The organism is Streptomyces sp. HD, from assembly GCF_028369295.1.
Taxonomy (GTDB): Bacteria; Actinomycetota; Actinomycetes; order Streptomycetales; family Streptomycetaceae; genus Streptomyces.
Map to the genome: position 1 here is coordinate 15372 of NZ_JAQMYP010000073.1, position 24900 is coordinate 40271.

Annotated in this window: 21 protein-coding genes and 2 pseudogenes; 13 read left to right on the top strand and 10 right to left on the bottom strand. The window is 70.7% G+C overall.

What is annotated here, in order from left to right:
* Positions 1 to 84: 84 nt before the first annotated feature.
* Positions 85 to 1401, top strand: coding sequence for a M1 family metallopeptidase (locus POF73_RS41525; RefSeq protein WP_272124593.1), 1317 nt, complete (start codon positions 85 to 87; stop codon positions 1399 to 1401).
* 42 nt (positions 1402 to 1443) lie between these two features.
* Here the strand turns inward: POF73_RS41525 and POF73_RS41530 are convergent, their stop codons facing one another.
* Positions 1444 to 1596 (bottom strand): hypothetical protein, encoded by a 153-nt coding sequence (locus tag POF73_RS41530; protein ID WP_272124615.1) that lies wholly within the window; start codon positions 1594 to 1596, stop codon positions 1444 to 1446.
* A gap of 406 nt (positions 1597 to 2002) precedes the next feature.
* Positions 2003 to 2074, bottom strand: a pseudogene (locus tag POF73_RS46100) (hypothetical protein); the annotation flags it as partial.
* A gap of 409 nt (positions 2075 to 2483) precedes the next feature.
* Between POF73_RS46100 and POF73_RS41540 the strand changes: the two are divergent.
* Positions 2484 to 3872, top strand: a complete 1389-nt coding sequence (locus POF73_RS41540; RefSeq protein ID WP_272124595.1) for an alpha/beta fold hydrolase — start codon at positions 2484 to 2486, stop codon at positions 3870 to 3872.
* Positions 3873 to 4178: 306 nt separating this feature from the next.
* On the opposite strand, the gene POF73_RS41545 is transcribed toward POF73_RS41540, so the two are convergent.
* Entirely contained in the window at positions 4179 to 4565 is a 387-nt protein-coding gene (locus tag POF73_RS41545; RefSeq protein WP_272124597.1) for a hypothetical protein, read from the bottom strand.
* A gap of 10 nt (positions 4566 to 4575) precedes the next feature.
* Positions 4576 to 5040 carry a cupredoxin domain-containing protein gene (locus POF73_RS41550; RefSeq protein ID WP_272124598.1) on the bottom strand — a complete coding sequence of 155 codons (465 nt, stop codon included), beginning with the start codon at positions 5038 to 5040 and terminating at the stop codon, positions 4576 to 4578.
* Between the two features lie 141 nt (positions 5041 to 5181).
* On the opposite strand from POF73_RS41550, the gene POF73_RS41555 reads away from it, so the two are divergent.
* The 4 genes from POF73_RS41555 to POF73_RS41570 all read left to right on the top strand — a co-directional run bounded on the left by POF73_RS41555 (position 5182) and on the right by POF73_RS41570 (position 9383).
* Entirely contained in the window at positions 5182 to 5757 is a 576-nt protein-coding gene (locus tag POF73_RS41555) for an RNA polymerase sigma factor (protein ID WP_272124599.1), read from the top strand.
* A gap of 5 nt (positions 5758 to 5762) precedes the next feature.
* Positions 5763 to 6428, top strand: coding sequence for a zf-HC2 domain-containing protein (locus POF73_RS41560; RefSeq protein WP_272124614.1), 666 nt, complete (start codon positions 5763 to 5765; stop codon positions 6426 to 6428).
* A gap of 146 nt (positions 6429 to 6574) precedes the next feature.
* The gene (locus POF73_RS41565; RefSeq protein ID WP_272124600.1) at positions 6575 to 7906 is read left to right on the top strand and encodes a cytochrome P450; all 1332 of its coding nucleotides are present in this window, start codon (positions 6575 to 6577) and stop codon (positions 7904 to 7906) included.
* Positions 7907 to 8093: 187 nt separating this feature from the next.
* The gene (locus POF73_RS41570; protein WP_272124601.1) at positions 8094 to 9383 is read left to right on the top strand and encodes an alginate lyase family protein; all 1290 of its coding nucleotides are present in this window, start codon (positions 8094 to 8096) and stop codon (positions 9381 to 9383) included.
* A 35-nt stretch (positions 9384 to 9418) separates the two neighbouring features.
* Here POF73_RS41570 and POF73_RS41575 read toward each other — a convergent pair whose 3' ends face one another.
* From POF73_RS41575 to POF73_RS41585, 3 genes are all read right to left on the bottom strand, one after another.
* Entirely contained in the window at positions 9419 to 10657 is a 1239-nt protein-coding gene (locus tag POF73_RS41575) for a glycoside hydrolase family 88 protein (protein WP_272124602.1), read from the bottom strand.
* A gap of 88 nt (positions 10658 to 10745) precedes the next feature.
* Positions 10746 to 12659 carry a glycoside hydrolase family 97 protein gene (locus POF73_RS41580; protein ID WP_272124603.1) on the bottom strand — a complete coding sequence of 638 codons (1914 nt, stop codon included), beginning with the start codon at positions 12657 to 12659 and terminating at the stop codon, positions 10746 to 10748.
* Positions 12660 to 12760: 101 nt separating this feature from the next.
* Positions 12761 to 15109: a glycosyl hydrolase family 95 catalytic domain-containing protein gene (locus POF73_RS41585; protein WP_272124604.1), complete on the bottom strand. Its 2349-nt coding sequence runs from the start codon at positions 15107 to 15109 to the stop codon at positions 12761 to 12763.
* Positions 15110 to 15336: 227 nt separating this feature from the next.
* On the opposite strand from POF73_RS41585, the pseudogene POF73_RS41590 reads away from it, so the two are divergent.
* The 4 genes and pseudogenes from POF73_RS41590 to POF73_RS41605 all read left to right on the top strand — a co-directional run.
* A pseudogene (locus POF73_RS41590) lies at positions 15337 to 15585 on the top strand (aldo/keto reductase); the annotation flags it as partial.
* Positions 15586 to 15772: 187 nt separating this feature from the next.
* Positions 15773 to 16936 (top strand): S1 family peptidase, encoded by a 1164-nt coding sequence (locus POF73_RS41595; RefSeq protein WP_272124605.1) that lies wholly within the window; start codon positions 15773 to 15775, stop codon positions 16934 to 16936.
* Positions 16937 to 17083: 147 nt separating this feature from the next.
* Positions 17084 to 17410, top strand: a complete 327-nt coding sequence (locus tag POF73_RS41600) for an antibiotic biosynthesis monooxygenase family protein (protein ID WP_272124606.1) — start codon at positions 17084 to 17086, stop codon at positions 17408 to 17410.
* 161 nt (positions 17411 to 17571) lie between these two features.
* Positions 17572 to 19449, top strand: coding sequence for a sialidase family protein (locus POF73_RS41605; protein WP_272124607.1), 1878 nt, complete (start codon positions 17572 to 17574; stop codon positions 19447 to 19449).
* Positions 19450 to 19458: 9 nt separating this feature from the next.
* On the opposite strand, the gene POF73_RS41610 is transcribed toward POF73_RS41605, so the two are convergent.
* Positions 19459 to 20253 (bottom strand): DUF817 domain-containing protein, encoded by a 795-nt coding sequence (locus tag POF73_RS41610; RefSeq protein WP_272124608.1) that lies wholly within the window; start codon positions 20251 to 20253, stop codon positions 19459 to 19461.
* A 53-nt stretch (positions 20254 to 20306) separates the two neighbouring features.
* Positions 20307 to 20756: a hypothetical protein gene (locus POF73_RS41615; RefSeq protein WP_272124609.1), complete on the bottom strand. Its 450-nt coding sequence runs from the start codon at positions 20754 to 20756 to the stop codon at positions 20307 to 20309.
* A gap of 195 nt (positions 20757 to 20951) precedes the next feature.
* Here POF73_RS41615 and POF73_RS41620 point away from each other — a divergent pair, with 195 nt between their 5' ends.
* Complete coding sequence (locus POF73_RS41620; protein ID WP_272124610.1) at positions 20952 to 21326, top strand: SH3 domain-containing protein; 375 nt, start codon at positions 20952 to 20954, stop codon at positions 21324 to 21326.
* A 74-nt stretch (positions 21327 to 21400) separates the two neighbouring features.
* Entirely contained in the window at positions 21401 to 22327 is a 927-nt protein-coding gene (locus tag POF73_RS41625; protein ID WP_272124611.1) for a GNAT family N-acetyltransferase, read from the top strand.
* A 28-nt stretch (positions 22328 to 22355) separates the two neighbouring features.
* On the opposite strand, the gene POF73_RS41630 is transcribed toward POF73_RS41625, so the two are convergent.
* On the bottom strand, positions 22356 to 22718 hold the full coding sequence (locus POF73_RS41630; RefSeq protein WP_272124612.1) for a hypothetical protein: 363 nt from the start codon (positions 22716 to 22718) through the stop codon (positions 22356 to 22358).
* 305 nt (positions 22719 to 23023) lie between these two features.
* Here POF73_RS41630 and POF73_RS41635 point away from each other — a divergent pair, with 305 nt between their 5' ends.
* On the top strand, positions 23024 to 24838 hold the full coding sequence (locus POF73_RS41635) for an ABC transporter ATP-binding protein (RefSeq protein ID WP_272124613.1): 1815 nt from the start codon (positions 23024 to 23026) through the stop codon (positions 24836 to 24838).
* Positions 24839 to 24900: the final 62 nt, after the last annotated feature.

A 24900-nucleotide genomic window follows, 5' to 3' on the forward strand; every position in this document is an offset into this window, starting at 1 on the left:
GTCATGCCCTCGATAACCGCGTGGTCGTCAAGGACCGCTGGCCGTCTGCTCGTTGTCCTGCTCGCGTTATTCCTGACACAGCCCATGACGGGGGCCGAGGCCCTCACCGAACCCGGGGACCGGGCCCGCGCCGCCGACGCCGCGACACCCGACCGGCTCCGGTACGACGTGACGCTGCGCGGCAACGCCGACGGTTCTCGCTGGACGGGCCGACAGCGGGTGTCCTTCCGCAACTCCTCCGATCGGCCCCTGCGTGAGGTGTACGTACGCCTGTGGGGCAACGGCGTCGACAAGTGCGGCAGCCCCGGCACGCCGCCCCCGATCGTGGTGTCCGCGGTCCGCGGGGGCACCGCGGGCCGACTCACCGTGGACTGCACCGCGCTGCGGATCGCCCTGCCGAAGCCGCTCGCACACGGCGAGCGCGCGGCCGTCGCCTTCGATGTGTCCATCGCCGTGCCCGATCGCAACGACCGCTTCGGCCGCGAGGGCGCCTTCCGCTTCCTGGGCAATGCGCTGCCCGTGCTCGCCGTGCACGACGCCATGGGATGGCACCTCGACCCCTATGTGTCGACCGGGGAGAGCTTCTACTCCCTGGAGAGCGACTTCCGGGTCTCGCTCGACCACCCTTCGACCCTCCGAGTCCCGGCGACCGGCCGCACGGCGACCCTTCCGGGCAGGCCCGGGCGCAGCCTCACGGTCAGCGTCGCGCACCGGGTGCGGGACTTCGCCTGGGCGGCGGGCCCGTTCCGCACCGCGACCGAGACCACGCCCGGGGGCGTGCGGGTGAACTCGTACTGGGCACCTGACACCTCAGCCGCAGGCGTGCGTGTCACCCGCCACAACGGTGCCGCCGCCGTCGACCGGTTCGGCAAGGAGTACGGCCGGTACCCGTACGGCGAGATCGACCTGGTGATGACCAGCGGGTTCGGCGGTGGGATGGAGTACCCCGGCCTGGTTCTCCTCGGCACCACCGAAGAAGGCAGTGCCGTCGTCCACGAGGTCGCCCACCAGTGGTGGTACGGCATCGTCGGCAACGACGAATACCGGGCGCCCTGGCTGGACGAGAGCTTCGCCCAGTACGCCAACGCGCGCTTCTACGGCTGGGACACCCGCGACTGCTGGTCGCAGGAGGAGTGGCCGAACGACCGTAGCGCGCTGACCAACACGATGGCCTACTGGGCCGCGCACCGCGGCGAGTACCACCTGCTGTACACGGCCGGCCCCTGTGCCCTCGCGGACCTGGAGCGCACGCTCGGCGCCGCCACCATGGCCGGCCTCCTCAAGCGGTACGCCCGGGACCACTGGTACGGCGTCTCCACCACCGCCGACTTCAAGAAGGCAGCCCAGTCCGTGGCGGACCACGACCTCGGCCCCTTCTGGAAGGAGCACCGGATTCGGTGACGGCGGTCGCGCCGGGTGCGCCCGCCGTCGGTCGTCAGCGACTCAGCGCCTCAGGTTCGCGGCGGCCTCGGCGGCGACGACACGGTCGCGTCCCGACCGGGTGAACCGCCCCGCCGACAACCACCCGTCGGCAAGCGTGCGCACCGCCTGGACGAAGAGGCCGGTGGTTGCGAAGGGAGCCTGGTTCCAGAGCACGTCGAGGAAGGTCAGGCCGTCGGGGCGGGCGCGGTTCGGGACGCCGGAGTCGGCCGCGCCGAAGACGATGACCGGCTCGGAGCGCCTGAAGTAGGCGTGGTAGCAGGTGTCGTCGGCGATGTGGAACGGGGCGAGGGTCAGGCCGTGGGTCGTGAAGTGGAGCGGGCGGCCCCTCGGGGGCGATCGCGTCGGCCAGATCGCCCCCGAGGGTGACGTGCTCGTAGAAGGAGAAGGTGCGGAGACCCGGCTCGGGGCTGCGGGCGACCAGGAGGACCGGTCCGTAGAAGAGTGACTGGGCGGTGGGGTCGTCCAGGGCTCTTTCGATGCGCAGGCGGTAGGGGGCCAGGACCGCCACTCGGTCGCCGCGCCGCCAGCTCCGGCTCACGGTGAAGTAGCTGCCCGGCACGACCGGGGCGTCCACCCGTTGCCGGATCCCGTTGACGGTGACGGTGAAGCCCGCCGTAGCCCAGGACGGCAACCGGAGCCCCGCACGGTGTCGATCCGGGCCACGTTGTCGGTCCTGCCGGCGTGGACGCGGATGTACGGGTGGTCCAGCTCATGAGCGGCCGCCGCCCGGGGTCAGAGTGAAAGCGCCGCCGCGCGCCTGTGTGCCACCTGTGCACCCATGCGCGGGGCGCTCTCAACGTGCCTGCTGGTCACACTGATGAGCATCGGCTTCACCCGCGTCCAGCGGCAGGGGGTTTGGTATGACAGCATCACACACGACTCGGAAACACAGAGGAATTCTCCGGAGAGCGGACGCGCCGGCGGCCTCCGTGGGGCGCGGGCGGCGGGCGTGGACCTGGAGCCGGTCCGGGGTCCGGACGAGGTGGCTCCTGCTGGGCGTCTGCCTGATCATGAGCGCCTTCGGCTCCAGCACCACATCCATGGCCGCAGCCACCAAGCCGTCGGCCCAGCAATGCGACGAGGTCCCGACCGGCGTCGCCGCCCACGATCACTGGCTGAGGTTCACGGTGCCGACCGGGCTCATGCCGGACCCCCAGTTCGACGGACGCCCGGCGAGGATCCAGGTGCATCGCGTTCAGCCGGTGTACGCGAACGGCAAATGCCCAGAAGTGCCCAACAGGGCCGCGGTGCTGATCCACGGCCGCAGCGTCACCGCCTCGCCATCCTTCGACCTGCGCCAGGCCGCCCCGGAAGGTGGCTCGCTCAGTGTGCAGGACGGACTCGCGCGAGCGGGAATCGACACCTTCGCCCCGAACCTGCTCGGCTACGGCCGCTCGACGCGCTTCGACGATGGCCTGAACGATCCCGGCAACGCGAGCCTCAGGCCCTACCTCGCGGACGGCACCTGTCCGTACCCCGAGGGGTGCGACCGCACCCACAACCCGATCTTCACCCTTGATCAGCAGGGGACCCTGCTCCTGACCAATCCGCTGGGCGGGGAGCGGCGCGCGCACTCAAGCAATCACCGCTTCGCGCGCATGGACGTCTGGGTACGCGACATCCGCCAGGTCATCGACGACGCCATCACGCGCGCGCAGCCGACGGACGGCAAGGTCACCCTGGTCGGCTATTCGCTCGGCGGACCGCGCGTCGGGCGGACGCTGTACGCAGCCAACCCCAACCCGCTCCTGCCCGGAAGCGCCGACGTCATCGCGAAGGTCAACCGTGCCGTGTTCATGTCGTCGCTCTTCGGTGGTCCGACTGAGGAGACGGAGCCCTCGACGGGCTTCGTCACGTTCCCGCTGACGCTTGACCGCCGCCCGGGGGCACCGGTGCTGCCGCCGGCTCGCGAGGCCCTGTGCACCGGGCGGGTCGTCCCCGGCAGCCAGGATCAGTTCTGGAAGCAGATCATGGAGGAGGACACCGAGGGGCGGAACTGGGGAGGGGACGACCCCGGCAACCCGACCGGTCTCAATCGCTCGCCGACGTTCTCCAATTACGGCTGGAACACCGCCGTCGCGGGGCAGCTGACCCCGCCCACGCTGGTCCTCCACGGTCTCGACGACGCCACCGCGCCGCCGGCCAACGCGCCCGCCATCTACAACGCGCTCCCGGCGTCGATGACGAACAAGGTGCTCGTACAGGTTCAGTGCGCCAGCCACCAGATGCCGATGGAGGGCTGCTCCGGCCCGCGCTGCACACCGGAGTCCGGAACGCCCTACGGCGGGCGCCCCGGCGAACCGTGGGCCGGTCCCCATGCCACGGTCAAGGCGGCGCTGACTGAGTGGATCACGAGCGGAACCTTCAACGGCGCCGCGAACGGACAGTTCACCGTCGACGAAAGCGGCGTGGCCAGCGCCAGTCCGTAGGGAGGGGCGACCATCCCATCCTGTTCCATATTGCGGAATATGTATTCCGTAATAGCGACAGATTGAGCTCCGGCTCTCACCACGTCAGCGATCAATTCCGTTAGGAGTCGCAGATGGGTGAGAGCCGAGTAGCGCTGGTCACGGGTTCGTCGTCCAGCGCCGCGGCGGGCAAGGAGCTCGCCGCCGAACCGCCCGACGCCGTGTACGTGCAGGGCAGTGGCCGATCCGGCGGACGCGGGGCAGATCGCGCGGGAGACGATCGAGATGTACGGCCGGCTCGGCATCCTGGTGAACAACCCACGGAACTCAGCGTCGAGGACGGCGGCGGTGGCTGAAAGCCGTCACCGCCAGGGCGGTCAGGACGAGCACTCCCGCCGTTTCGACGTACAGGGTCGGGCGGACCAGGTCCGCGTCGATGGACTCGTCGAATCCGAACAGGCCCGTGGTGAGGCTCAGGAACAGTGCGCCCAGCGTGCCGGCCGTGAACAGCGCGGTGACGGCGGCGACCGGGCCGAGCCCGCGTACGGGCGTGACCAGCAGCGCCAGGGCGAGCAGGATGCCGACGACGCCGGTGAGCAGGAAGAGCGGCCCGATGGTGGTGAGGTCCCGGTAGCCCTCGGCCCACAGGCGCAGATGGATCGCGGCCATCGCCGCCGTCAGCCCGGCGCCGGCCAGGCGCAGGACGAGCCTCACGGCCGCTCCGTCAGTAGCCATTGCCCGGAGAGGTGTTGTTGTTGCCGGACGGTGCCGGGGCTCCGCCCACGGTGATGTCCGTCTTCATGCCGCGGTCCTTGTGCCCGTCGACCGGGCAGTAGACCTCGTACGAGCCGGACTTCAGGGTCACCGTGAGGGTCGTGGACTGACCCGGCTCAATCGTCTTGCTGCGGTTCTCGCCGCCGGGGCCCTCGATTTCGATGGCGTGGTCGTGCGAGCCCGTGTTCTTCGCGGTGAAGGTGTACTGGCCGGGCTGGAACTTCTCCGTCGAGAGCTTGATGTGGAAGTCGGACAGCTCCGCCGCGACCTGGGTGCCAGTGCCAACGGTGTTGCTGGTGCCGCTGTCGTCACTGCTGGTGTCGTCACCGCCGCCTCCACAGGCGGCAAGCAGGGCGGTCAGACCGCCGGCGGCCACGCCTAGGAGCACGCTGCGGCGCATGTGCGGGATGGTCATGAGTCGGTCCTCCGGGTCGTCCCCCCGCAAGGGGTACGACGCTGCCGGGCCGAAGGATTGCGGCCCCCGGGATCGCGCGGGCGGAGAATGGACGTAAGGACGTCAGGCAATCCCTTCAGGGCGGCGGAACGTATCCCTGGTATGTGGCGCAAGGGCCTCTCCGTCGGGCGGGTCCCCGACGAGGCACTGCTCACCGGTCTGACGACGGGCGATCCGGAGCTCGCCGTCGCGTTTGTGCGCCGCTTCCAGCGCACGGTCTTCGGCGTGGCCCTCTCCGTCCTCGGCGACCCCCAGCTCGCCGAGGACGTCGCCCAGCAGACCTTCGAGCGGGCCTGGCGGCACGCACAGATGTACGACTCCCGACGTGGCTCCGTACAGTCCTGGCTGACTACGATCGCGCACAACCTCGCGATCGACGCGGTACGGGCCCGGCGGGCGAGCCCGGTCGACCCGGAGGACCTGGACGCGCTGCTCGGCAGCGTGACCGAGACGCCGGAGCGGCGGGCGCTCGCCGACGACAGCGCGGAGCGGGTCCGGCGAGCGGTGGCGGAGCTGCCCCGGGAGCAGGCGCGGGCCCTGGTGATGGCCGGGATCTACGGGATGACGGCGCGAGAGGTCGCGGACGCGGAGGGCGTTCCGCTGGGTACGGCGAAGACCCGGATCCGGACCGGGACGCTCAAGGCACGAGCCCTCCTCGAAGCGGCGGAGAAGCGGTGAGCGGCATGGAGTGCGAGCGGCTGCGGGAGCAGGACGCCGAGCTGGCGCTCGGGGTCCTGCCGGCCCGCGAGCGCGCCGAGGCGTTGGCCCATCTGGACCGCTGCCCGGACTGCCGGGAGCACATCGAGCGGCTGACGGTGGTCGGGGACGGTCTGCTCGCGCTGCTGCCGGGCGCCGAGCCGCCGCTCGGTTTCGAGAGCCGGGTCGTACGGGCCCTGGGTGCGGCGCCCGCGCCGAAGCGGCGCAGGTACCGGCTACGGCTGGCGGCGGCCGCCGTGGCCGCGGCCCTGGCCTGCGGTTTCGGCGGATGGGCGGTCGGCACGCTGGTCGAGACGGCGCCGGCGTCGGTCTCCCAGCAGGCGGACGGCGGTCTGCGGGAGGCGACCCTGGTCGCCGACGGCCACGAGGTGGGCCGTATCTATGTTCATCACGGTGACGAGGGCTGGGTGTACATGTCCGTCGACCTGGACGGGAACGGCCGGGGCCCGGTGCGCTGTCTGCTCGTCCATGCCGACGGATCGACGGTCCCGGTGGGCTCCTTCCCACTCAAGGACGGCTACGGATCCTGGGGCGGGCCGACCACGACCGACCACCCGACGACACTGACCGGTGCCCGCCTGACCGCCCCGGACGGAAGCGTCCTGGCCACCGCGAGCTTCCCGACGGACTAGGCACCAGGGCGAGCGGGTTCCGGGTCATTCCGGAGAGTGACGGAGACCGAGCGGACCGCCACCGGCCGGGGCCCGCTCCCGTACAGTTCGTCGCAACAGCGGTCGAACACGGCCGGGCCCAGCAGCAGTTGAGCGAGGAAGAAGTCTTGGACGCAGAAGCCGGTCCCGATTCCCCTTCACAAGCCCCCGCGACGGAGCGACCGGTCCCCACGGCCGATCCCGAACTCGTGAAGCGGTGGCATTCGACGGGAGGCGAGCTGGTCGAGCTGCTGTCCCAGGTGCGGGAGAAGGTCGGCGGCGTGGCCGGGGTCCGCCTCGGGGCGGGCCTCACCGTTCTCGTCACCGATCCGCAGGCGGTCCAGCACGTACTCGCTCGCCACCCGGAGCAGTACGTCAAGCGCTCCCACCGTGCCCGCCTGCTCATCGGCGACGGTGTCATGGCCGCCACCGGTGAGGCGTGGAAGCGGCAACGGCGCTTGCTGCAGTCCCAGTTCACCGGCACCGGGATGCGCCGCTACGAACAGCGCATCATCGAGGCGACCCGGACCACCGCCGGGCGCTGGGAGGCGTACGCACGGACCGGCGCGACCTTCGACGTCGGCCAGGAGATGCACCGCTTCGCCCTGGACGCCATCTGGCGCTCCCTCACCGGGCACCCTCTCAACGACGAGACCGCGCACGAACTGGAGGCCGTGACGGCCGTGGGAGCGGCCCTCCCCTCGCTGCCTGCGGATGCCGACGAAGCCCGGGACTCGGTCGCCGACGACCTCGCCCGGATCGACGCGATCGCCGCACGCGCCATCGAGGCCGCCCGCGGCGGGGCGGCCGGGCCCGACGGTCCGGGGCTGGTGCACATCCTGGTCGACGCCGCCACCGAACGCCCCGAGTACACCGACCAGTTGATCCGCGACGAGCTGGTCACGCTCCTTGCGGCCGGGCACGAGACCACGGCCACCACCCTGACCTGGCTCTACCTGCTGCTCGACCGGCACCCCGACGCCCGCGAGCAGGCTCTGGCCGCCGGCGACGAGGGCTCGGAGCAGCGCCGCCAGGCCGTCCAGGCCCTGGTCCACGAGACGCTCCGGCTCTATCCGTCCGCATGGCTCCTGCCCCGCCACGCCGCCGAGGACGACACCCTTGCCGGGTACACCGTCGAGGCGGGCACCGACATCCTGGTCTGCCCGTACCTCACGCACCGCGATCCGGAACTGTGGCCGGACCCCGAGCACTTCGCCCCCCGGCGCTTCCTCACCCCGGGCGGCCGCCCCAGTCATCCGGGCGCCTACCTCCCGTTCGGTATCGGCCCCCGCGCCTGCGTGGGACTGCAGTTCGCGCTCCGCGAGTCGACCATCCTGCTCGAACGCCTCCTTCCGGCCCACACCGTGACCTTCTCCTCCACCCCCACGAAGACGACGTACGGCATCACGGTCCGCCCGGACGGCCCGGCGCCCGCCACGCTGGGGCCTGCGCGCACCTGACACGGACCGAGTGAAGGTCCGGACCAACAAACACCGCACGACCCCTTCCACACCCAAGACCCTCGTGACACGCTCACCTGAGACGCCCACCTGAATTGAGTTCGCATATCTGAACCCCTTGCCAATCCAGGTGGTCGTCACCGGCACATATGTCATGCGCATGCCGATCGACAGACGGGAGTCGACCATGAGTGCAAGACTCCGGCCAGGTGTCCTGCTGGTGGCCCTGGCCGCCTTCGCCTCGGGAGCCGTACCCGGCGCCTCGGCGCGAACCGAGGAACACGTGCCGAGCGCCCGGCACACCGCCGTCCCGCACACCACCGTCCTGGACGGCGCCCGTCTGCAGCGGACGAAGATCCGGCTCGATCACGGTGACCCGCAACTCCGGCGCGCCGTCGAGGCGTTGAGCGTGCGGGCCGACCGATGGCTCGGACAGGGGCCCTGGACCGTCGTCGACAAACCCAGGCCGGCCCCCGGCGGCGACGTCCACGACTACCTCAGCCAGGCTCCGTACTGGTGGCCGTCCAAGGCCCCGACCCCGGAGAACCCCTGGGGCTGCCCGTACGAGCAGCGCGACGGCGAGCGCAACCCCGAGGTCGACTCCGGCACCGACCGCCAGGACGTCGAGAAGACCTTCGACTCCTCCTACGAGCTCGCCCTCGCCTGGTACTACACCGGCGACAAGCGGTACGCCGAGAAGGCCGGGCAGGTGCTGCGAACCTGGTTCCTCGACCCGGCCACCAGGATGAACCCGAACCTGAACCACGCCCAGTTCATCCCGTGCAAGTACGACGGCCGCGCCATCGGCATCATCGACTTCTCGCAGTCGTACACCGGCGTCCTCGACGCGCTCGCCCTGCTGGACACCGGCGCGCCGGGCTGGACCGCGAAGGACCGCACCGGCATGGCGAAATGGAACGCCGACTTCCTCGGCTGGCTGAGGAACAGCGACTTCGGCAGGCAGGAGGCCGCCGCCACCAACAACCACGGCACCTTCTACGACATGCAGCTCGCCGGCCTCGCCCACGCGACCGGCGACGAGGGACTGGCCCGCCGTACGGTGCTGGACGCCCGCCGCAAGCGCATCGCGCCACAGATCGCGGCCGACGGCAGCCAGCCCCAGGAGCTGACCCGGACGAGGAGTTGGCACTACTCGACGTTCGACCTGGTCGCCCATACCAGGCTCGCGGCCATCGGCCGGCAGGTCGGCGTGAATCTGTGGGCCTATCAGGGGCCGGACGGGCAGAGCCTGTTCAAGGCAGTGGACTACCTCCTGCCCGCCGCGACGGGGGCCGACGCCTGGCCGCATCCCGAGCTGGAATTCCGCCGGTACGCGGCGACCGACCTCGTGCACGCGGCCGCCGACGCCGGGGACCGGCAGGCGCAACGGGCCGTTCCGCTGCTGGAGGAGCCGCCGGGCGGTGACCTGTGGGCCCTGCGTCCGGCGGCGGAACAGCTGGACTCGATCGCGGGCTGACCAGCGCTCCTCCCCCCGGCCTCCCGGCCGGGCGATCAGACCGTGGACAGATCGATCGCCCGGTCGACGTCCTGCGGCTGGAGCACGCGCAGGATGCCCTCCAGCAGGTAGTAGTCGGCGTACGGGAGGGAGATCTCGACCCCGTCCTCGCTCGGCCGGTTGCGGGTACAGCGGGCCACGACCGCGTCCGCGCGGGTCGAGTTCCTGGTCAGGCACGTCTCGGCCAGCGCGGTGAGCAACCTCAGCGCCACCTCGCGGTATGTCTGTCTGCCGGTGGCCACGGACAGGTCCAGCAGACCGCACGCCATGATCGCCCCGGCCGAGGCGTCCTTGATGTCGTACGGCTGTTGCGGGGCGCGGTAGTCCCACACGGGAACGTGGTCCGGGGTCAGCGCCCCCACGGCGTAGTCCGCGAGCCTGCGGGCGGTGGCCAGGAACTCGGGGTTCCTGGTGCGCCGGTACATGGTGGTGAAGCCGTACAGGCCCCACGCCTGTCCGCGCGACCAGCACGACGTGGGGTTGTATCCCTGCACGGTGTTCGGGCCGATCGGGGCGCCGGTGGCCGGGTCGAAGTCGTAGACGTGCGGGGTGGACCCGTCCGGGCGCGGGAAGACCCGCTGTGCGGTCTTCGTATGCTCCACGGCGATGTCCAGGTACGTACCGTCGCCGGTCTGGCAGCTCGCGAACGCCAGCAGGTCGAGGTTCATCATCGTGTCGATGATGACGCGGCCGGCGTTTCTGTCGTCGTCCAGTGCGCCCCAGGCTCTGATGAAGTGCCCGCGTGGGTTGTAGCGCCGGATGAGGGAGTCGGCGGCTCGCACGGCTCCGGTCCGCCACGTGTCGTCGCCCGTCAGCCGCCATGCGGTGACCCAGGACGGGTAGAAGAGGAACCCGAGGTCGTGCGTGCCGGTGTCGTACTGGCGCGGGGCCAGCCTCGCCGCCGAGGCCAGGGCCCGGGTGCGGAAGGCGTCGTCCTTGCTGTGGAGCCAGGCCATCCAGAGCGTGCCGGGCCAGAAGCCGCCGACCCAGTCGCCGTTCTGCGAGTAGACCCACTTCTCGAACTTCGTGCCGACGGGGAAGCCGGTCACGGTCGGTGCGACGGCGTGGAGTTTCTCGACGGCGTAGTCGGCCGCCGAGCGGAGCTTGCGCAGAGTCGGTGCCGGCGTCGGGCCCGCGGGGGCATCCGCGGCGGCGGCGATGGCGGGTGTCGTGGAAGCGTTTGGCACTGCGGCACCGGCCGCCGTGGCCAGCACGGTGCGTCGGGAAACGCTCATGCCCGTCCCTCCAACTGGACAACGGGAGAAAGGAGTTGACCGAGCCTTGCACGACGGGCGCGACACTGTACACCCACGTGAGCAATGTTCATGTCTGTGAACGAACAGAGCAGGTGGTGATCCCCGCCCGCCACGGGCAGGCGAACCCGGCGAAGCCGCCGTTGGTCACGACGTCCACGTCCAACACGTCCCCGCCGCGCAGCACTTGCCGCCTGCGGACCAGCCCGTCCGTGCCGTCCTCGATCGTCTCGACGAGCCAGCGTCCGGGGCCGACGGTCAGCGGCACTTCGGCCGTGTGGGCGGCGCCCGCGTACACCCCGCCCAGGAACCAGCGGTCTGCGCTGCGTCGGGCGAGTACCGCTTCCCGGCCGGGCCGACCGGCGAGGAGTCGGGTGTCGTCCCAGGCGGCGGGGATCTGGTCGAGGAAGTCGCGGGCGAGCGGGCGGGCGTCGTACGACTCGGGGGTGCCCGCGAGCATCTGCAGGCCCGACTCGTAGGCGACGGTGAGTCCGACTTCGGCCGCGTCGGAGTTGGGGCGCAGGCCGACACGGTGGAAGGCGCCGGGGGTGAAGTCCATGGAGCCGATGACGTTGCGGGTGAAGGGCAGGGTGGTGAGGTGGGCGGCGGTGTTGGTGCGCTTCTCCTCGCCGGCGACGCCCTCCAGGGTCATGACCTGGGGCCAGGTGCGCTGGATGCCCTTGGGGACGGTCGAGCCGTGGAAGTCGACCATGAGGTGGTGGGCAGCGGTCTCCGCCAGGACAGTGTCGTACCACTGCAGCATGGGCTGCGCCTCGGAGTCCATGAAGTCGATCTTGACGCCCTTGACGCCCCAGCGTTCCAGGGTGGGCAGCCACCGGGCGCGCTCCTCGGGGGTGCCGAGTTCACGCTGGTGGATCCAGACGATGATGCCGACGCCCTTGGCGCGTGCGTAGTCGACGAGTTCCGGCATCCAGCTGTCGGTCTGCCAGTCCGGGTCGGTGGTGTCCCACTCGTCGGCCTTGAAGTACCAGCCCGCGTCGACGGCTTCGTAGGGCCAGTTCCGCTCGGCGGCGTAGTCGACGTAGGCCTTCTGCGCGGCGAGGCTCTGCCCGGCCGGTCGGCCGCCGGCGAGCCAGGTCCACAGCACCGTGCCGGGCCGGATCCAGGAGGTGTCGGCGACCTTGGAGGCGGGGGCGAGGTCGTCGGTGAAGGTGGAGCGGGTGACGGTGGGGAGGTCGCCGGTGACCATGGCCCGCCAGGGGGTGCGGAGGGGGCCGTCGGTGCGGATCCGGGCGTCGGCGAGTCTGATGCGGTAGGTGCCGGTGCTCTGGTCGTGGGCGAGGCGGGCGCCGGAGTAGGCGCCGGTGAGGTCGGACTCGGCGAGCAGGGTGTAGCCGCCGTCGGTCGCGAACAGCGCCTGGTCGGAGTACTCGCCGGTGGGGGCCGTCGCAGCGGTGTACTGGACGAACTGGCCCTCGTTGTCGGCCCGGTAGGTGCCGAGCCATGCGTTCGCGTCCGTCGGCAGGTTGAAGGCGGAGGTCTCGCCGAGGACGTCGCCGTGCCCGGCGGGCAGGACGTAGCGGTAGGCGACGCCGTCGCGGGAAGCGCGGACGACGAGGTCGAGTCGGGCGCCCGTGGGGGTGGCGAAGGACAGACGGGTCTCGTTCATGCGGACCCGTCTGTCCAGTCGCTTGCCGGACGTCGCCCGGTACCGCTCGTCGATCAGCCGGTCCTTTCGGCGCAGGAAGCGCAGGTCGCGGGAAAGGTCGGCCTGTCCGGTGACGATGCCGACGGGCGACGGCTCGATGACCGTACGGCCGCCGCGGGTCACCGTCAGGCTGACGGTGCCAGTGGCGTCGTCCAGGGATATCCGCGCGCTCGGTTCCTGGTCGGCGGTCCGTCCCGGGCCGGAAACGGTCCAGGCCTGCTCGCGTCGGTCGGCCCGAGCGTGCCCGGTCGTGAGAAGCGCGGCCACCAGTCCGGCGCAGAGCGCTGTGACCGCGGTCCGTATCGGTACCGCCATGAGAACCCTCTCTGTGGTCCGTCCGGTCGGACGGTGGATGACGGACGGTCAGGTACGACGGACGTTCAGGTACGACGGACGTTCAGGTACGGACGGGTGGCTTACGGCAGCCCCCAGGCCGGACCCGGTTCGCTGACGGCGACGGGGGCGATGACGAGGTCGGGGCGGGAACCGGAGTGGACGAGCACCTCGCGGCCTTTGGGCAGGTCGATGCCGAGGGTGCCCTCGCCCAGATCGTGGGTGCGGGCGGGGGTGCCGTCGTCGAGGAGCACGGTGAGGGCGCCGGTCAGGCCGTGGCGGAGTCCGAGCGGCTCGCCGGCCAGGCTTCTGATCCGGATGAACCGGGTGGTCCCCGCCTTGCGGACGGCGCTGACCAGGAAGGCGCCCTGGGTGCGGAAGTCGTGCAGGGTGACGTCCGCCCAGTCGGCGGGGACGGCCGGGAAGACGCGGATCACGCCGCCCCAGCTCTGGCAGAACATGTCGTGCAGGGACTGGGAGGCGGACAGCGGCGTCTCGATGACCGGACCGGCCTCGGTGTAGTGGGTGTTGGCCTGGCAGGGGAAACGGGTGGCGGGGTCGAAGAACTTCCGCAGGTAGGTGATCGCGGTGTCGCCGTCGCCGGTCATCGCGTACATGGAGGCGGCCCCGGTGTAGCTGTAACCCCGGTGGGCGCCGGTCAGGGCGTGCCAGTGGGTCACAGACCTGGTGATGAGGTCGCGGTTCTCCGGCTGGTCCCAGTTGACGAGGTACAGCGGGTACACCATCAGCAGGTGCGAGTAGTGGCGATGGGACTGCGCGTACGGGGTGTCGGCGCCGATCATGAAGCCGTTGTCGTCGACCGGGTACGGCGTGAGGCGGGCCAGCACCTCCTGCCAGCGGGGCCTCAACTCGTCGTCGAGGCCGAGGAGTTCGGCGGATTCGATGAGTGTCCGGCAGCCCCAGCGGATCAGGGCGAGGTCGTAGTTGGTGTCCTGCGGGGGTACGACGGGGTACTCGGGCGAGAGGGTGCTCGGCAGGTGGAGCCTGCCGTCGCTGCCCGGAGTGAGGAAGTGCAGGTAGTAGCTGATCGCCCGGCGCAGCACCGGGTAGATCGTGTCGCGCAGCAGGGATTCGTCCATGGAGTGCCGGTACGACAGCCACGCGTTGTGCAGGGCCCAGGTGAGGTCGCCGGTCTCGGCGCCGGTGCCCGGCAGGCCCACGGCGCGGTTGGCGAACATGTCGGAGCTGCGGCCGACGCCGGAGCTGTCCGAACGGTAGGCGGCGGGCACGTTGGCGATGAGCTGTTCCTGACTCTGACGCAGGGTGGTGGCGAGCGAGTCGAGCTCCAGGTGGTTGGAGCCGTGGATGAGCCAGTACTCCAGCTGCACGTTGAGGTTCCACCAGACCGCGGGCCAGGGGGTGGGCTCCAGCCACGGCCCGGAGGTGGCCATGACGGGGCCGCCCGCGCGGCTGGCGGAGGCCACCTTGTAGAGCTGGATCCAGTGGAAGCTCTGCAGCCGCTGGTCGGGGAACGACACGAAGCTCTTCCGGTAGAACGCACGCCACCAGCGGGTGTGCCGTCGCCTGAGGGTGGCGTACGACGTCGCGCGGCGGAGGTTGCGCAGCGAGTCGGCCTCGGCGGCGGTGTCGGAGGGGAAGCTGTGGCCGACGCTGAGCAGCAGGTCGTCGCCCGTGCGGCGGTACGCGGTGGCGGTCCGGCCGCCGCCGGTGAGGGGTTGGAGCACCTGCCGGGTGCCGTCGGTGGTGGTCTGTGTGGTCCAGGGCGGGTTGGCGGTGTAGCCGGCGGGCGGGGCCTCCTGGATCTTCCGGGGGCTGACGGCCTCCTCGGGGTGGAACGTCCAGACGACCCGTTCGTCGCCGTCCGCTGTCGCGCGGACGGCGAGGACCTCGTCGTGGATGAGGGCGGCGAGGGTGAGCGTGCCGGCGGTGGTGGTGATGGTGCCGGTGAGTTCGGCGTTCCAGAGGCTCAGCCGCCAGTCGAGGGCGGTGATCGTCCCGACCGGTTCGAGCGTGAGGTGCCCGACCGGGAGGCGGCAGGTGCCCCAACCGCTGCCGAACTCGGGGCGGTGGTCCTGGACACGGCCGTGCTGGACGGTGAAGCGGATCTGCCGGGCGCCCGGCTCCTGGTAGACCATGCTGCCGAGCAGCCCGTCGCCGAGGAACGGGCCCTCGTACCAGCGGGTGGGCAGCCTGGTCCAGAGCAGGTCCTGGCCGCGCAGGAAGTCGTTCCAGGCCGTGTCGGTGGTCATGGTGTCGCGGAGTCTCCACGGGCCTCTGCCAACGTCGGCCACCGGGCCATCGGCGGCGGACGGGGCCGCTTGCAGAAGGTCTTCGGCGTGGGCCGTCGCGGGCAGGGCCGCTGCCGCCACGCCGCCCAGTGCGGTACCCAGGGCGGTGCCGAGAGCGGTTCTGCGGGGGATCGGCGAGCGTTTCTCCGGCTGCGAGGTCATCGTTGCCCTCCAGACCTGACGGATCGTCGATACATCGGGTGTATCCGCGAAACGTAGGCGCCTTGCGTGGACCTGTCAACGACAGATTGAGCACTGTAAGTGGCCTATCAATGGGCCGAGTTGGAGCTCCCTCCACGTCAGGGAGGCTCACTCGACTGCAACCCATCCGATGTCTTGGATGAAAGAAACATGGGCTCGTCATCGGTGGCTCCAGCCCCATGGGCGCGCTCCACCGCCGGATCGAGACCGACGGCCCGCTGGACGCCGCCACGCAGGAGGGTTTCGGGGGCATCGGGTTCACCGCGCTCGCCCAGGGGCTGCTGACCGGGCGTCATCTCGACGGGATCCCCGCGGACTCGCGGGCCACGCAGGGCAAGTCGTTCGACGAGGGCCGGCTGTCGGACGGCATGCCGCGCCTGCCGCGTGCACTCAACAACATCGCGGCCGGCCGTGGGCAGAGCCTCGCCCAAAGGGCACGGCCCGCCACAGGTCGCCTGGCTCCCCCGCCCCCCTTGCGTGCTTCCACGCATCCACGCCTCCACGGCGGGTTTTGGTATGGACCTGACACTGTGCCGTCGCTAAGCTCTGCCCAACCCGAATGAGAGCGCTCTCAGCTTGCGGTTGTTCCACCCCACCTTGCTGGAACGACGAAGGGCAACTCCCGTGAGACGCACCAGACTCAAGTACGCAGGTCTCGCCGTACTCCTCGTGCTCGGCGGCTGGACCGCGGGCGGCACCGGGCCGGCCTCGGCGAACGACTCCGCTCCGGCCGCCGATGCCGTCGAACCCGCCTCCGCCGGACTGCTGCAGGCGATGCAGCGGGACCTCGGCCTGTCGAAGGAGCAGGCGAAGGCGCGGCTGGCCGCGGAACGCACCGCCATGGACCTCGCCCCGAAGGCGGACAAGGCCGCCGGGGCGGCCTACGGCGGCTCGTGGTTCGACGCGAAGAGCGGGCGGCTGACCGTGGCCGTCACGCCGGACGCGTCCGATGCGACCGTACGGAAGGTCCGGGCCACCGGAGCGGCGATGCGCACCGTCGCGCACAGCGCGCGCGAACTCGACGCGGTGAAGGCCCGCATCGACCGGATGGCCGCACCTTCGGGTGTGAGCAGCTGGCACGTCGATCCGGCGGGCAGCACGGTCGTCGTGAACGTCGTACGCGACAGGCAGACTGACAACGATGTCCGGCGCTTCGTCTCCCGTGCCCGGGCGGCCGGGCCGGTCACCGTCGAGACGGTCGCCGCGGCCCCGAGCACGTTCGCGGCGGGAACGGTCGGCGGCGACCCGTACTACACGGGCAACGTCCGCTGCTCCATAGGCTTCTCGGTGCACGGCGGCTTCGTCACCGCCGGGCACTGCGGCCAGCCGGGGGCCGCTGTCAGGGGCTGGGACGGCAGCCACATCGGTACGTTCCAGGGGTCCTCGTTCCCGGACAACGACTACGCCTGGGTGAGTGTCGGCAGTGGCTGGTGGACGGTGCCCGTCGTCCTCGGCTGGGGCACGGTCCCGGACCGGCTCGTGCGCGGCTCGGCCGAGGCCCCCGTCGGCAGCTCCATATGCCGTTCCGGCTCCACGACGCACTGGCACTGCGGGAACGTGCTGGCCAAGAACGAGACGGTGAACTACAGCCAGGGCGCCGTGCACCAGATGACCAAGACCAGCGTCTGTGCCGAGCCCGGCGACTCCGGCGGTTCCTTCATCAGCGGTGAACAGGCGCAGGGCGTCACCTCGGGCGGCTGGGGCAACTGCTCCGGCGGCGGGGAGACCTGGTTCCAGCCGGTCAACGAGATACTCAACCGCTACGGGCTGACCCTGCACACGGCCTGACGCGAGGGCGGAGGGGCGGTCCTGACGGTGGCCGACCGGATCGCCCCTCCCCCGGCCGGGTGTCCGTCGCCGGCACCACACCACTGAGGCGCCGGGACACGGGACCTGAAGCGGGGCAACCGGTGCGCGTGCGGCAGGATGAGGGTCATGAGCGTAGTCAAGATCAACGTACTGACCGTCCCCACCGAACAGCGCGAGACGCTGGAGAAGCGGTTCGCCTCGCGGGCGCACGCCGTGGAGAGCTCGGACGGGTTCGAGTGGTTCGAGCTCCTGCGACCGGTGGAGGGCACCGACAGCTACCTCGTCTACACGCGCTGGCGTGACGAGGAGTCCTTCCAGGCTTGGATGGAGGGTCCGATGAAGGCGGCCCACCAGGGCGGCGGCGCGGAGGGCGGCGAGCGTCCGAAGCCTGCGGCCAGCGGGTCCACGCTGTGGTCCTTCGAGGTCGTGCAGCAGGCGTCGCCGACGAAGTAGCAGTAGTAGCCGGAGCCGGCCGGGGGTGTCTGCGGTACCCCCGGTGGCCTGGTTCCGACGGCCCTTTCCTTCGCGGCGTGTCATTACCCACAAATGCCACTAATCATTAATAAATTGGACGTGGGATGTTCGAACGAAAGGCACGATGAAGGGCCTTGCCTATGCCGTCGGGGCTTCGCGCACGTCCGAGACTCGCCCTCGCCACAGCCGTCGTCATAGTGACCGCAGCGACCCTCGCCGGCCCCGCCCACGCCCAACCCGCCAAGGCCGTGCCCCTGTTCGAGCAGCGGGTCATCTTCAAGGCCTCCCAGGAACCGGGTTACGCGTGCTTCCGGATCCCGGCGGTCGTACGGACCACCCAGGGCACCCTCCTCGCCTTCGCCGAGGGCCGTCGGAACAACTGCGGTGACGCGGGGGACATCGACATCGTGCTGAAACGCTCGACCGACGGCGGCCGCACCTGGGGACCGCTCCAGGTCGTCAGTGACGGTGCCGGCAACACCCACGGCAACCCGGCCCCGGTCGTGGACCAGGTGACCGGCCGCATCCTGCTCCCGCAGACACACAACCCGGCGAGCACGAACGGCAACAGCTGTTCCATCCCCTGCAACCGCACCCCCCATCTCCAGTACAGCGACAACGACGGCCGCACCTGGTCCCGGCCGCGCAACCTCAGCGCCCAGATCAAACCCCCGAACTGGAACTCCTGGTACGCCACCGGCCCCGTACACGGGATCCAGCTCACCCGCGGCGGCTATCCCGGCCGGCTGGTCTTCGGCGTCAACACCGAGACCTGGAACGGCAGCAGGGTCACCGCCAACCACGCGGCCCTCATCGTCAGCGACGACGGCGGCAACACCTGGCGAAGGGGCGCCACCGACACCTGGCCCGTCGCCACCAACGGCGCCTTCCGCCAGAAGCCCTCCGAAGTCACCCTCGCCGAGCGCACCGACGGCGCCATCCTGGTCAGCGGCCGCGAGCAGGACGGCACCGATCTGGGCCACCGCACCCAGGCCTTCAGTGTGGACGGCGGCGACAGCTTCGTCGCCCCGTTCCGAGCCGTGCCGGACCTCTACACGCCGCAGGTCCAGGGGTCGACCCTGCAACTGGGCAGCCGCCTGCTGCTGTCCTGTCCCGGCGATCCGGACCGCCGCCGGACGATGATGATCCGGTCCTCCTACGACGGCGGGAACACCTGGGAGAGCGTGGACCGCGGCACCGTCGTGAGCCAGGACTGGGCGGGCTACTCCGACCTGGTGCACATCGGCGGCAGCGTGGTGGGACTGATGTACGAGGGCGGCGCCGTCGACGCCCGCGACGAGATCCGCTTCGCCCGCTTCAACGAGGAGTGGCTCACACCGCGCCGCGGCCCCGACCCGACCACGGCCGACCTCGCCCCGTCCGCACCGCGCGCGAGGGTACTCGGCGGCGCCTCGCCCACGGCCGGCGTGTTCGGCAACGCCCTGGCCTTCGACGGCGTCGATGACGCGGTGCGCCTGCCGTTCCGGTCCCAACTGGCGCTCGGCACCGGGAGCTTCACCGCTTCCCTGTGGTTCCGCTACACCCGTCGGACGGGTGAGCAGCCACTGCTGTGGGTGGGCGGCATCGGCGGCAGCCAACCCCAGTTCTGGCTGCGTGGCGAACCGGCGAGCAACCGGGTGCGCGGCCTGATGACGGTACGCAGCGGCGCGACGACCGTGCGGTCGGCCTCCGTGAGCACCACCGCCGCGCACAACGACGGCCGCTGGCACCACCTCGCCCTGCGCCGCGGTGGCGGACGGCTCACCCTGTTCATCGACGGCAGGCCGACCGGCACCGCCGATGTGTCCGGGTCCGTCAGCCGCAGCTCGCCGTTCGGCGTGCACATCGGCCAGCGCATGGACAGCCGGGCGTTCTTCACCGGCGCCATCGACGAGGTCCGCGTCTGGAACCGGGCCCTGACCGACGCCGAGCTCACCCGCGTACGCCAGACGAACACCGGCCCCTCCTCGAACACCACACTGTGGCTGCCGATGAGCCAGGTGACCGCGGGCGGCTGACGTCCACGCTCAGCTACGGCGTGGCCCGCGGCGCGTCCGGGACACCGCTGCCAGTACGAAGGTGACGCTGATCAGCAGGGACCAGGCGCCGATCTTCTCCACTCCCACGGGCTGCCAGCCGTGGAGTTGGTAGGGGTAGCGCCAGGCGCCCAGGTAGGTGGCGAGGTTCTCGGCGACCCAGAGGAAGAAGCCGATCAGGACGAAGGACAGCGCCAGCGGCATCCGGCGGGGTACGCCACGGACCGTGAAGCGCACCGACGTGCGCACGGTGACGGCCAGCAGCAGGGCGGCCAGGGGCCAGCGCGCGTCGGGCAGCCAGTGGTGGCTGAAGAAGTTGATGTAGACGGCCGCGGCCACGAGCGCTGTCGCGCGGGGGCGGTAGCGGACCAGTTCCAGGTCGAAGAGGTGCCAGGCGCGGCAGACATAGCTGCCCACCGCCGCGTAGAGGAACCCTCCGTACAGCGGGACGCCCGCGAACTTCAGCACGGCCGGTTCCGGGTAGCTCCATGAACCGAGGGACACCTTCACCAGCTCGAAGGCCAGTCCGATGACATGGCAGAGGGCGATGACGGCGACGTCCCGCCCGTTCTCCCAGCCGCGCAGCCAGAACAGGAGGGTGAGCAGCACACCGTAGGCGACGAGCAGGTCGTAGCGGGCCACGGGGAGGCCGGGCAGCAGGGTGGACGCGGCCACGCCGGACATCAGCGCGATGGCGAAGGCGCAGGACCGGGTCTGCGTCCAGGCGAAGTCGAGCAGCTGGCGGACCGAGGAGGCCAGGGGGCCTGTGGTGATGGTGGTGAGCATGATGTCCTGAAGGACGAGCTCCCGGCCTGCTCGGTTGCCGCCGCTTCCTTGCGTCAGTACCAGTTCGTGTTGGTCAGGGCGTGCCCGTCGCACGCCAGCAGGGCCCGTGAGACACGGCCGTTGAGGTTGCTGCCGATCTTGGTGTAGGCATAGTTGATGCCCGAGTCGACGGTCTCCGAGACCCAGCCGTCGGCGCGGCCCGCCCCGGAGTTCGAGCGCTCCAGCACCGCGGAGCAGTTGGCGCGGGAGTTCTCGATGCGGGCGAAGGAGCCGCACTTGTCGGAGTAGAAGTATTTCAGCGCCATGCCCTCGAAGGTCTTCGTCGGCCCGACCTGGCGGAAGGTTCCGGAGCAGCCGCCGACGGTGGGGTACTGGCCCTCGAAACCGTAGGCGCCGTAGTTGCCGCCCGAGAACGACGCGGCGTGCGCGGTGAGCGGGGTGAGCGCCAGCATCACGGCGGCGCCTCCCGTGGCCAGCAGGTTCTGGAGCGATCGGCGGCGCATGCGAGCCTCTTTCCGGGTCGGGTGTCACGGTCGTACCGGCGGTGACTGCCGTCCTCGGGACTCGCACCGCTTCCTCTTCAGGACCGTAGGGCGCAGCACCCCGCGTGCGGTACCTGAGAAGTCTCAGGGTGCCTGTGACCTCGGGTTTCCCTAGAGTTCCGGGCACTGACCCACAGGAAACAGGGGGAACCCGCCATGTCCACTCGTGTCTTCGCCCGGGCCGCACTCGTCGGTGCCGGTGCGCTCTCCCTCCTCGGGCCGCTCACCGCGGCGACCGCCACCGCGGCCTCCGACGCGGACCGAGGCGGTGCCCGCATCATGGCGGCGCCCTACGCCGTCGTGCCGTACGAGACGGTCAACGTCCGCACCGGTCCGGCGCGCCCCTTCCCCTCGGTCGGCACCGTCCCGGCGAACCAGCCGCGCGGCGCCTACTGCTGGGAGCGAGGCGGGACCGTCAGCGACTACGGCATCACCAACAACGTGTGGGTCAAGCTCGCCGAGGGGTACGTGAGCGCCGTCTACCTCAAGGGCAACGAGTTCGGCGATCTGCCCGCCTCGGCGAGCTGCTGACCGCGGGTGGGGGGAGGGCCGGCGCCGGGGAAACCCGTTGCGGCCGTCCTCCCCTCCCCCGGACCCTGAGCCCCATGGCCTACGCCCTGCGCCCCGCCGACCGCACCGACGCGGCCGTCATCACCGCACTGCTCAACGCCGTCGACCGGATCGAGATCGGGCGGCCCGAGAGCGACGTGCAGACCGTCGAGGCCGATCTGAAGCGTCCGGACATCGCTCTGGAGCACGACTCCTGGCTGGCCTACGACGGCGACCGGCTGGTGGCCTACGGGCTGCTGTGGGACGAGTCGGGGGGTGAGCGCATCGACGTCGACCACTATGTACTGCCCGAGCACCAGCCGGCCGGGGAGCTGGTGCTGGACGCGATGGCGGCCCGTGCGGCGGCCAAGGCCCGTCAGAACGGTGCGGCGAGGGCGGTGGTGCATCTGCACCTCAACACCCGGCCCACGCTCGACACGGGGCTGATCGAGCGGCGGGGATGGTACGTCGTACGGCGCTATCAGGTGTTGCAACGCCCCCTGGACGCGGCCGAGGACCTGGTGCCGCAGGCTCCGTCCGGCGTACGGCTGCGGTCGTGTGCCGGCGAGGCGGACCGTGCGCGGGTGCATGCGCTGTACCAGGCGAGCTTCGCCGAGCACTTCGACTTCCAGCCGCGTGCCTACGAACAGTGGCTGCGGGACATCGACGCCGACACGCTCGACTGGTCCCTGGTGTGGATCGTCGGCACCGAGCAGTCGGGGGACGTCGGCTTCCTCCTCGCTCGCGACGACCGTGAGGCCATGGGCTGGATCCGGAGCATCGGGGTGCTGCGGGAAGCCCGTGGCCGGGGTCTCGGGGGCCTGCTGCTGCGGCACGCCTTCGCCGCGTTCGCCGCGCGCGGACGGGAGACGGTGGGACTCGGCGTCGACACCGCCAACGCCACGGGCGCTCCCGCCCTGTACGCGCGGCACGGGCTGACCGTCCATTACGCCGTCGACACCTGGGAGGCGGTGCTGACATGACCACCGGAGTCGACGGCGGCGGCCCGGATCAGAAGTGGACTTCCGCGCAGGCCCTGCCGCGCAGTTCATAGCCGCCGCCCGCGTGTTCCCAGCCCTCGGCGCACAGCACCGCGCCGTTCGGGAGGTCGCGGTGGACGGGCACCGTGAACTTCTGGTGGTAGCCCCAGAAGCCGGTCGCGCTGTTGGTGTCGAGGCCCCCGCCGTAGATGTGGAAGTGGCCCGTGAAGTCGCCGCCCCAGCAACGAGTGACCCGGTCGGTGCCAGGCCGTGGCCCGGTCCTCGGTGGGCGCCCGGATTCCCCTGCACGGGTGAACCCCAGGACGGTGAGGGTGTCCGGGGCGACGAGCCCGAGCGTGCCCGTGGTGGCGGCGAGGACGCGGAACGTGGCCATGATCCCGCCAGCCGCGGAGCGGGGTAGGAGTGCATCAAGTCTGCTATGAGATACGGGAGTTGGGGTTCAAGGGTCGCTGCGTGCCGGGCGGGTCCGACGGGGAGAAGGCCGGGGCCCGCGGTCGGTGGACGAGGGCGTCCGGGCCTGGCTCAGAAGGCTCTCAGCGGGCCGGAAAACACTTGGACTGCGCTGTCGTCGTCGCGGGACACTTCCGCACTCGAACCAAACTCACACGGCCGTTGCGGCGCTGCCCCCTGCCCTCGGGCAGGTGTGGCGTGCTGCCGCAGGAGAAACACAGGGTTGGGATGAGTACGCCTCCATCGCGCAGGGTTCTGCCGGGCAAACGCTCGGTACTTCTCGCACTTCGCTACTACGGACGGGAGTTGGCCCGGCTACGCCGGCTGACGGTACCCACGATGCTGCTCTCGGCGCTGGGCAACATCGGCATCAACTACATCGCGCCGCTGATGGTCGCCAAGCTGGTCGGCGAGATCGCCGAGGACAAGGACGTCACCGTCGGCTCGACGCTGCCGTACGTCCTCGGCTTCGTCGGTGTCCTGCTGTTCGCCGAGGGGCTGTGGCGGATCGCGCTGCACTGTCTGAACCGTCTCGACGCCCTCGGCATCGAGCATCTGTATGTGATCGGGATGGACGAGCTGTTCGCCAAGGACGCCGCGTTCTTCCACGACAACTTCGCCGGATCGCTGACCAAGCGCGTCCTGAGCTTCGCCTCCCGCTTCGAGCAGTTCGTCGACACGCTGACGTTCCAGATCGTCGGCATGTTCGTGCCGTTGACGTTCGGGGCGGTGGTGCTGTGGCGTTACGAGCCGCTGCTCGTCGTCGGACTGCTGACGATGATCACGGTGACGGGAGTGTGCGTGGCGCCCCTCATCCGGCGCCGCCAGGCCCTCGTCGACGAGCGTGAGGAGGCGATCGCCCGGGTCTCGGGCCATGTCGCCGACAGCCTCATGAACATGGACACGGTGCGGGCGTTCGCCGCCGAGCGCCGTGAGGCCGCCGAGCACCGCTCCCGGGTGGCGCTCTCACGGCGGCTGACGCTGAGATCGTGGGACTACGGCAATCTGCGCATCGACACACTGGTCGCGCCGATGTCGGTGCTGACCAACGCGCTGGGGCTGCTGCTCGCGGTGACGCTCGGCGGGGGCTCGCACGGCGTGGAGGCGATCGTCGTCGCCTTCACCTACTACAGCAACGCGACGCGGATCATGTTCGAGTTCAACCAGATCTACCGTCGCCTGGAGAGCTCGATGACGGAGGCGGCGCAGTTCACCGAGCTGTTGCTGACCCCGCCGACCGTGGTCGATCCGGCGGCGCCGGAGCCGCTGCTGCCCGGGGCCGCCCATGTCCGCTTCGAGAAGGTGGACTTCACCCACGCAGGTGGCCGGCCGCTGTTCGAGGGCCTGGACCTGGAGGTGTCGGCCGGGTCGAAGATCGGCCTCGTGGGGCGGTCCGGAGGCGGCAAGACCACGCTCACCCGGCTGCTGCTGCGGATGACGGACATCGACTCGGGCCGGATCCTGATCGGCGGTCAGGACATCAGCCGGCTGCGCCAGGCCGACCTGCGCGGTCTGATCGCCTATGTGCCGCAGGACCCGGCGATGTTCCACCGCACGCTGCGCGACAACATCGCGTTCGCCAGGCCGGACGCCACCGACGCCGAGATCCGGCGCGCGGCCGAGGCGGCGCACGTCACGGAGTTCGCCGACGCGCTGCCGCACGGCTTCGACACCATGGTGGGCGAGCGCGGCATCAAGCTGTCCGGCGGTCAGCGCCAGCGGGTCGCCCTCGCCCGGGCGATCCTGCGTGACGCGCCGATCCTGCTGCTCGACGAGGCGACCAGCGCGCTGGACTCGGAGAGCGAGATCCTCGTGCAGGAGGCGCTGTGGCGGCTGATGGACGGGCGGACGGCGCTGGTGGTGGCGCACCGGCTGAGCACGGTGGCCTCCATGGACCGGCTCGTCGTCCTGGACCGCGGACGGATCGTGGAGCAGGGCAGCCATGACGAACTGCTCGCGGCGCAGGGCGCGTACGCGAAGCTGTGGCAGCACCAGTCGGGTGGCTTCCTCGACGACAGCCCTGCGGGGGCCGAGGTGACCTGAACCCCGGGCGGCCCGGCGGCGGATGCGTTCCGCCCCCGCTCTCATATAAAAAAAAAACAGCC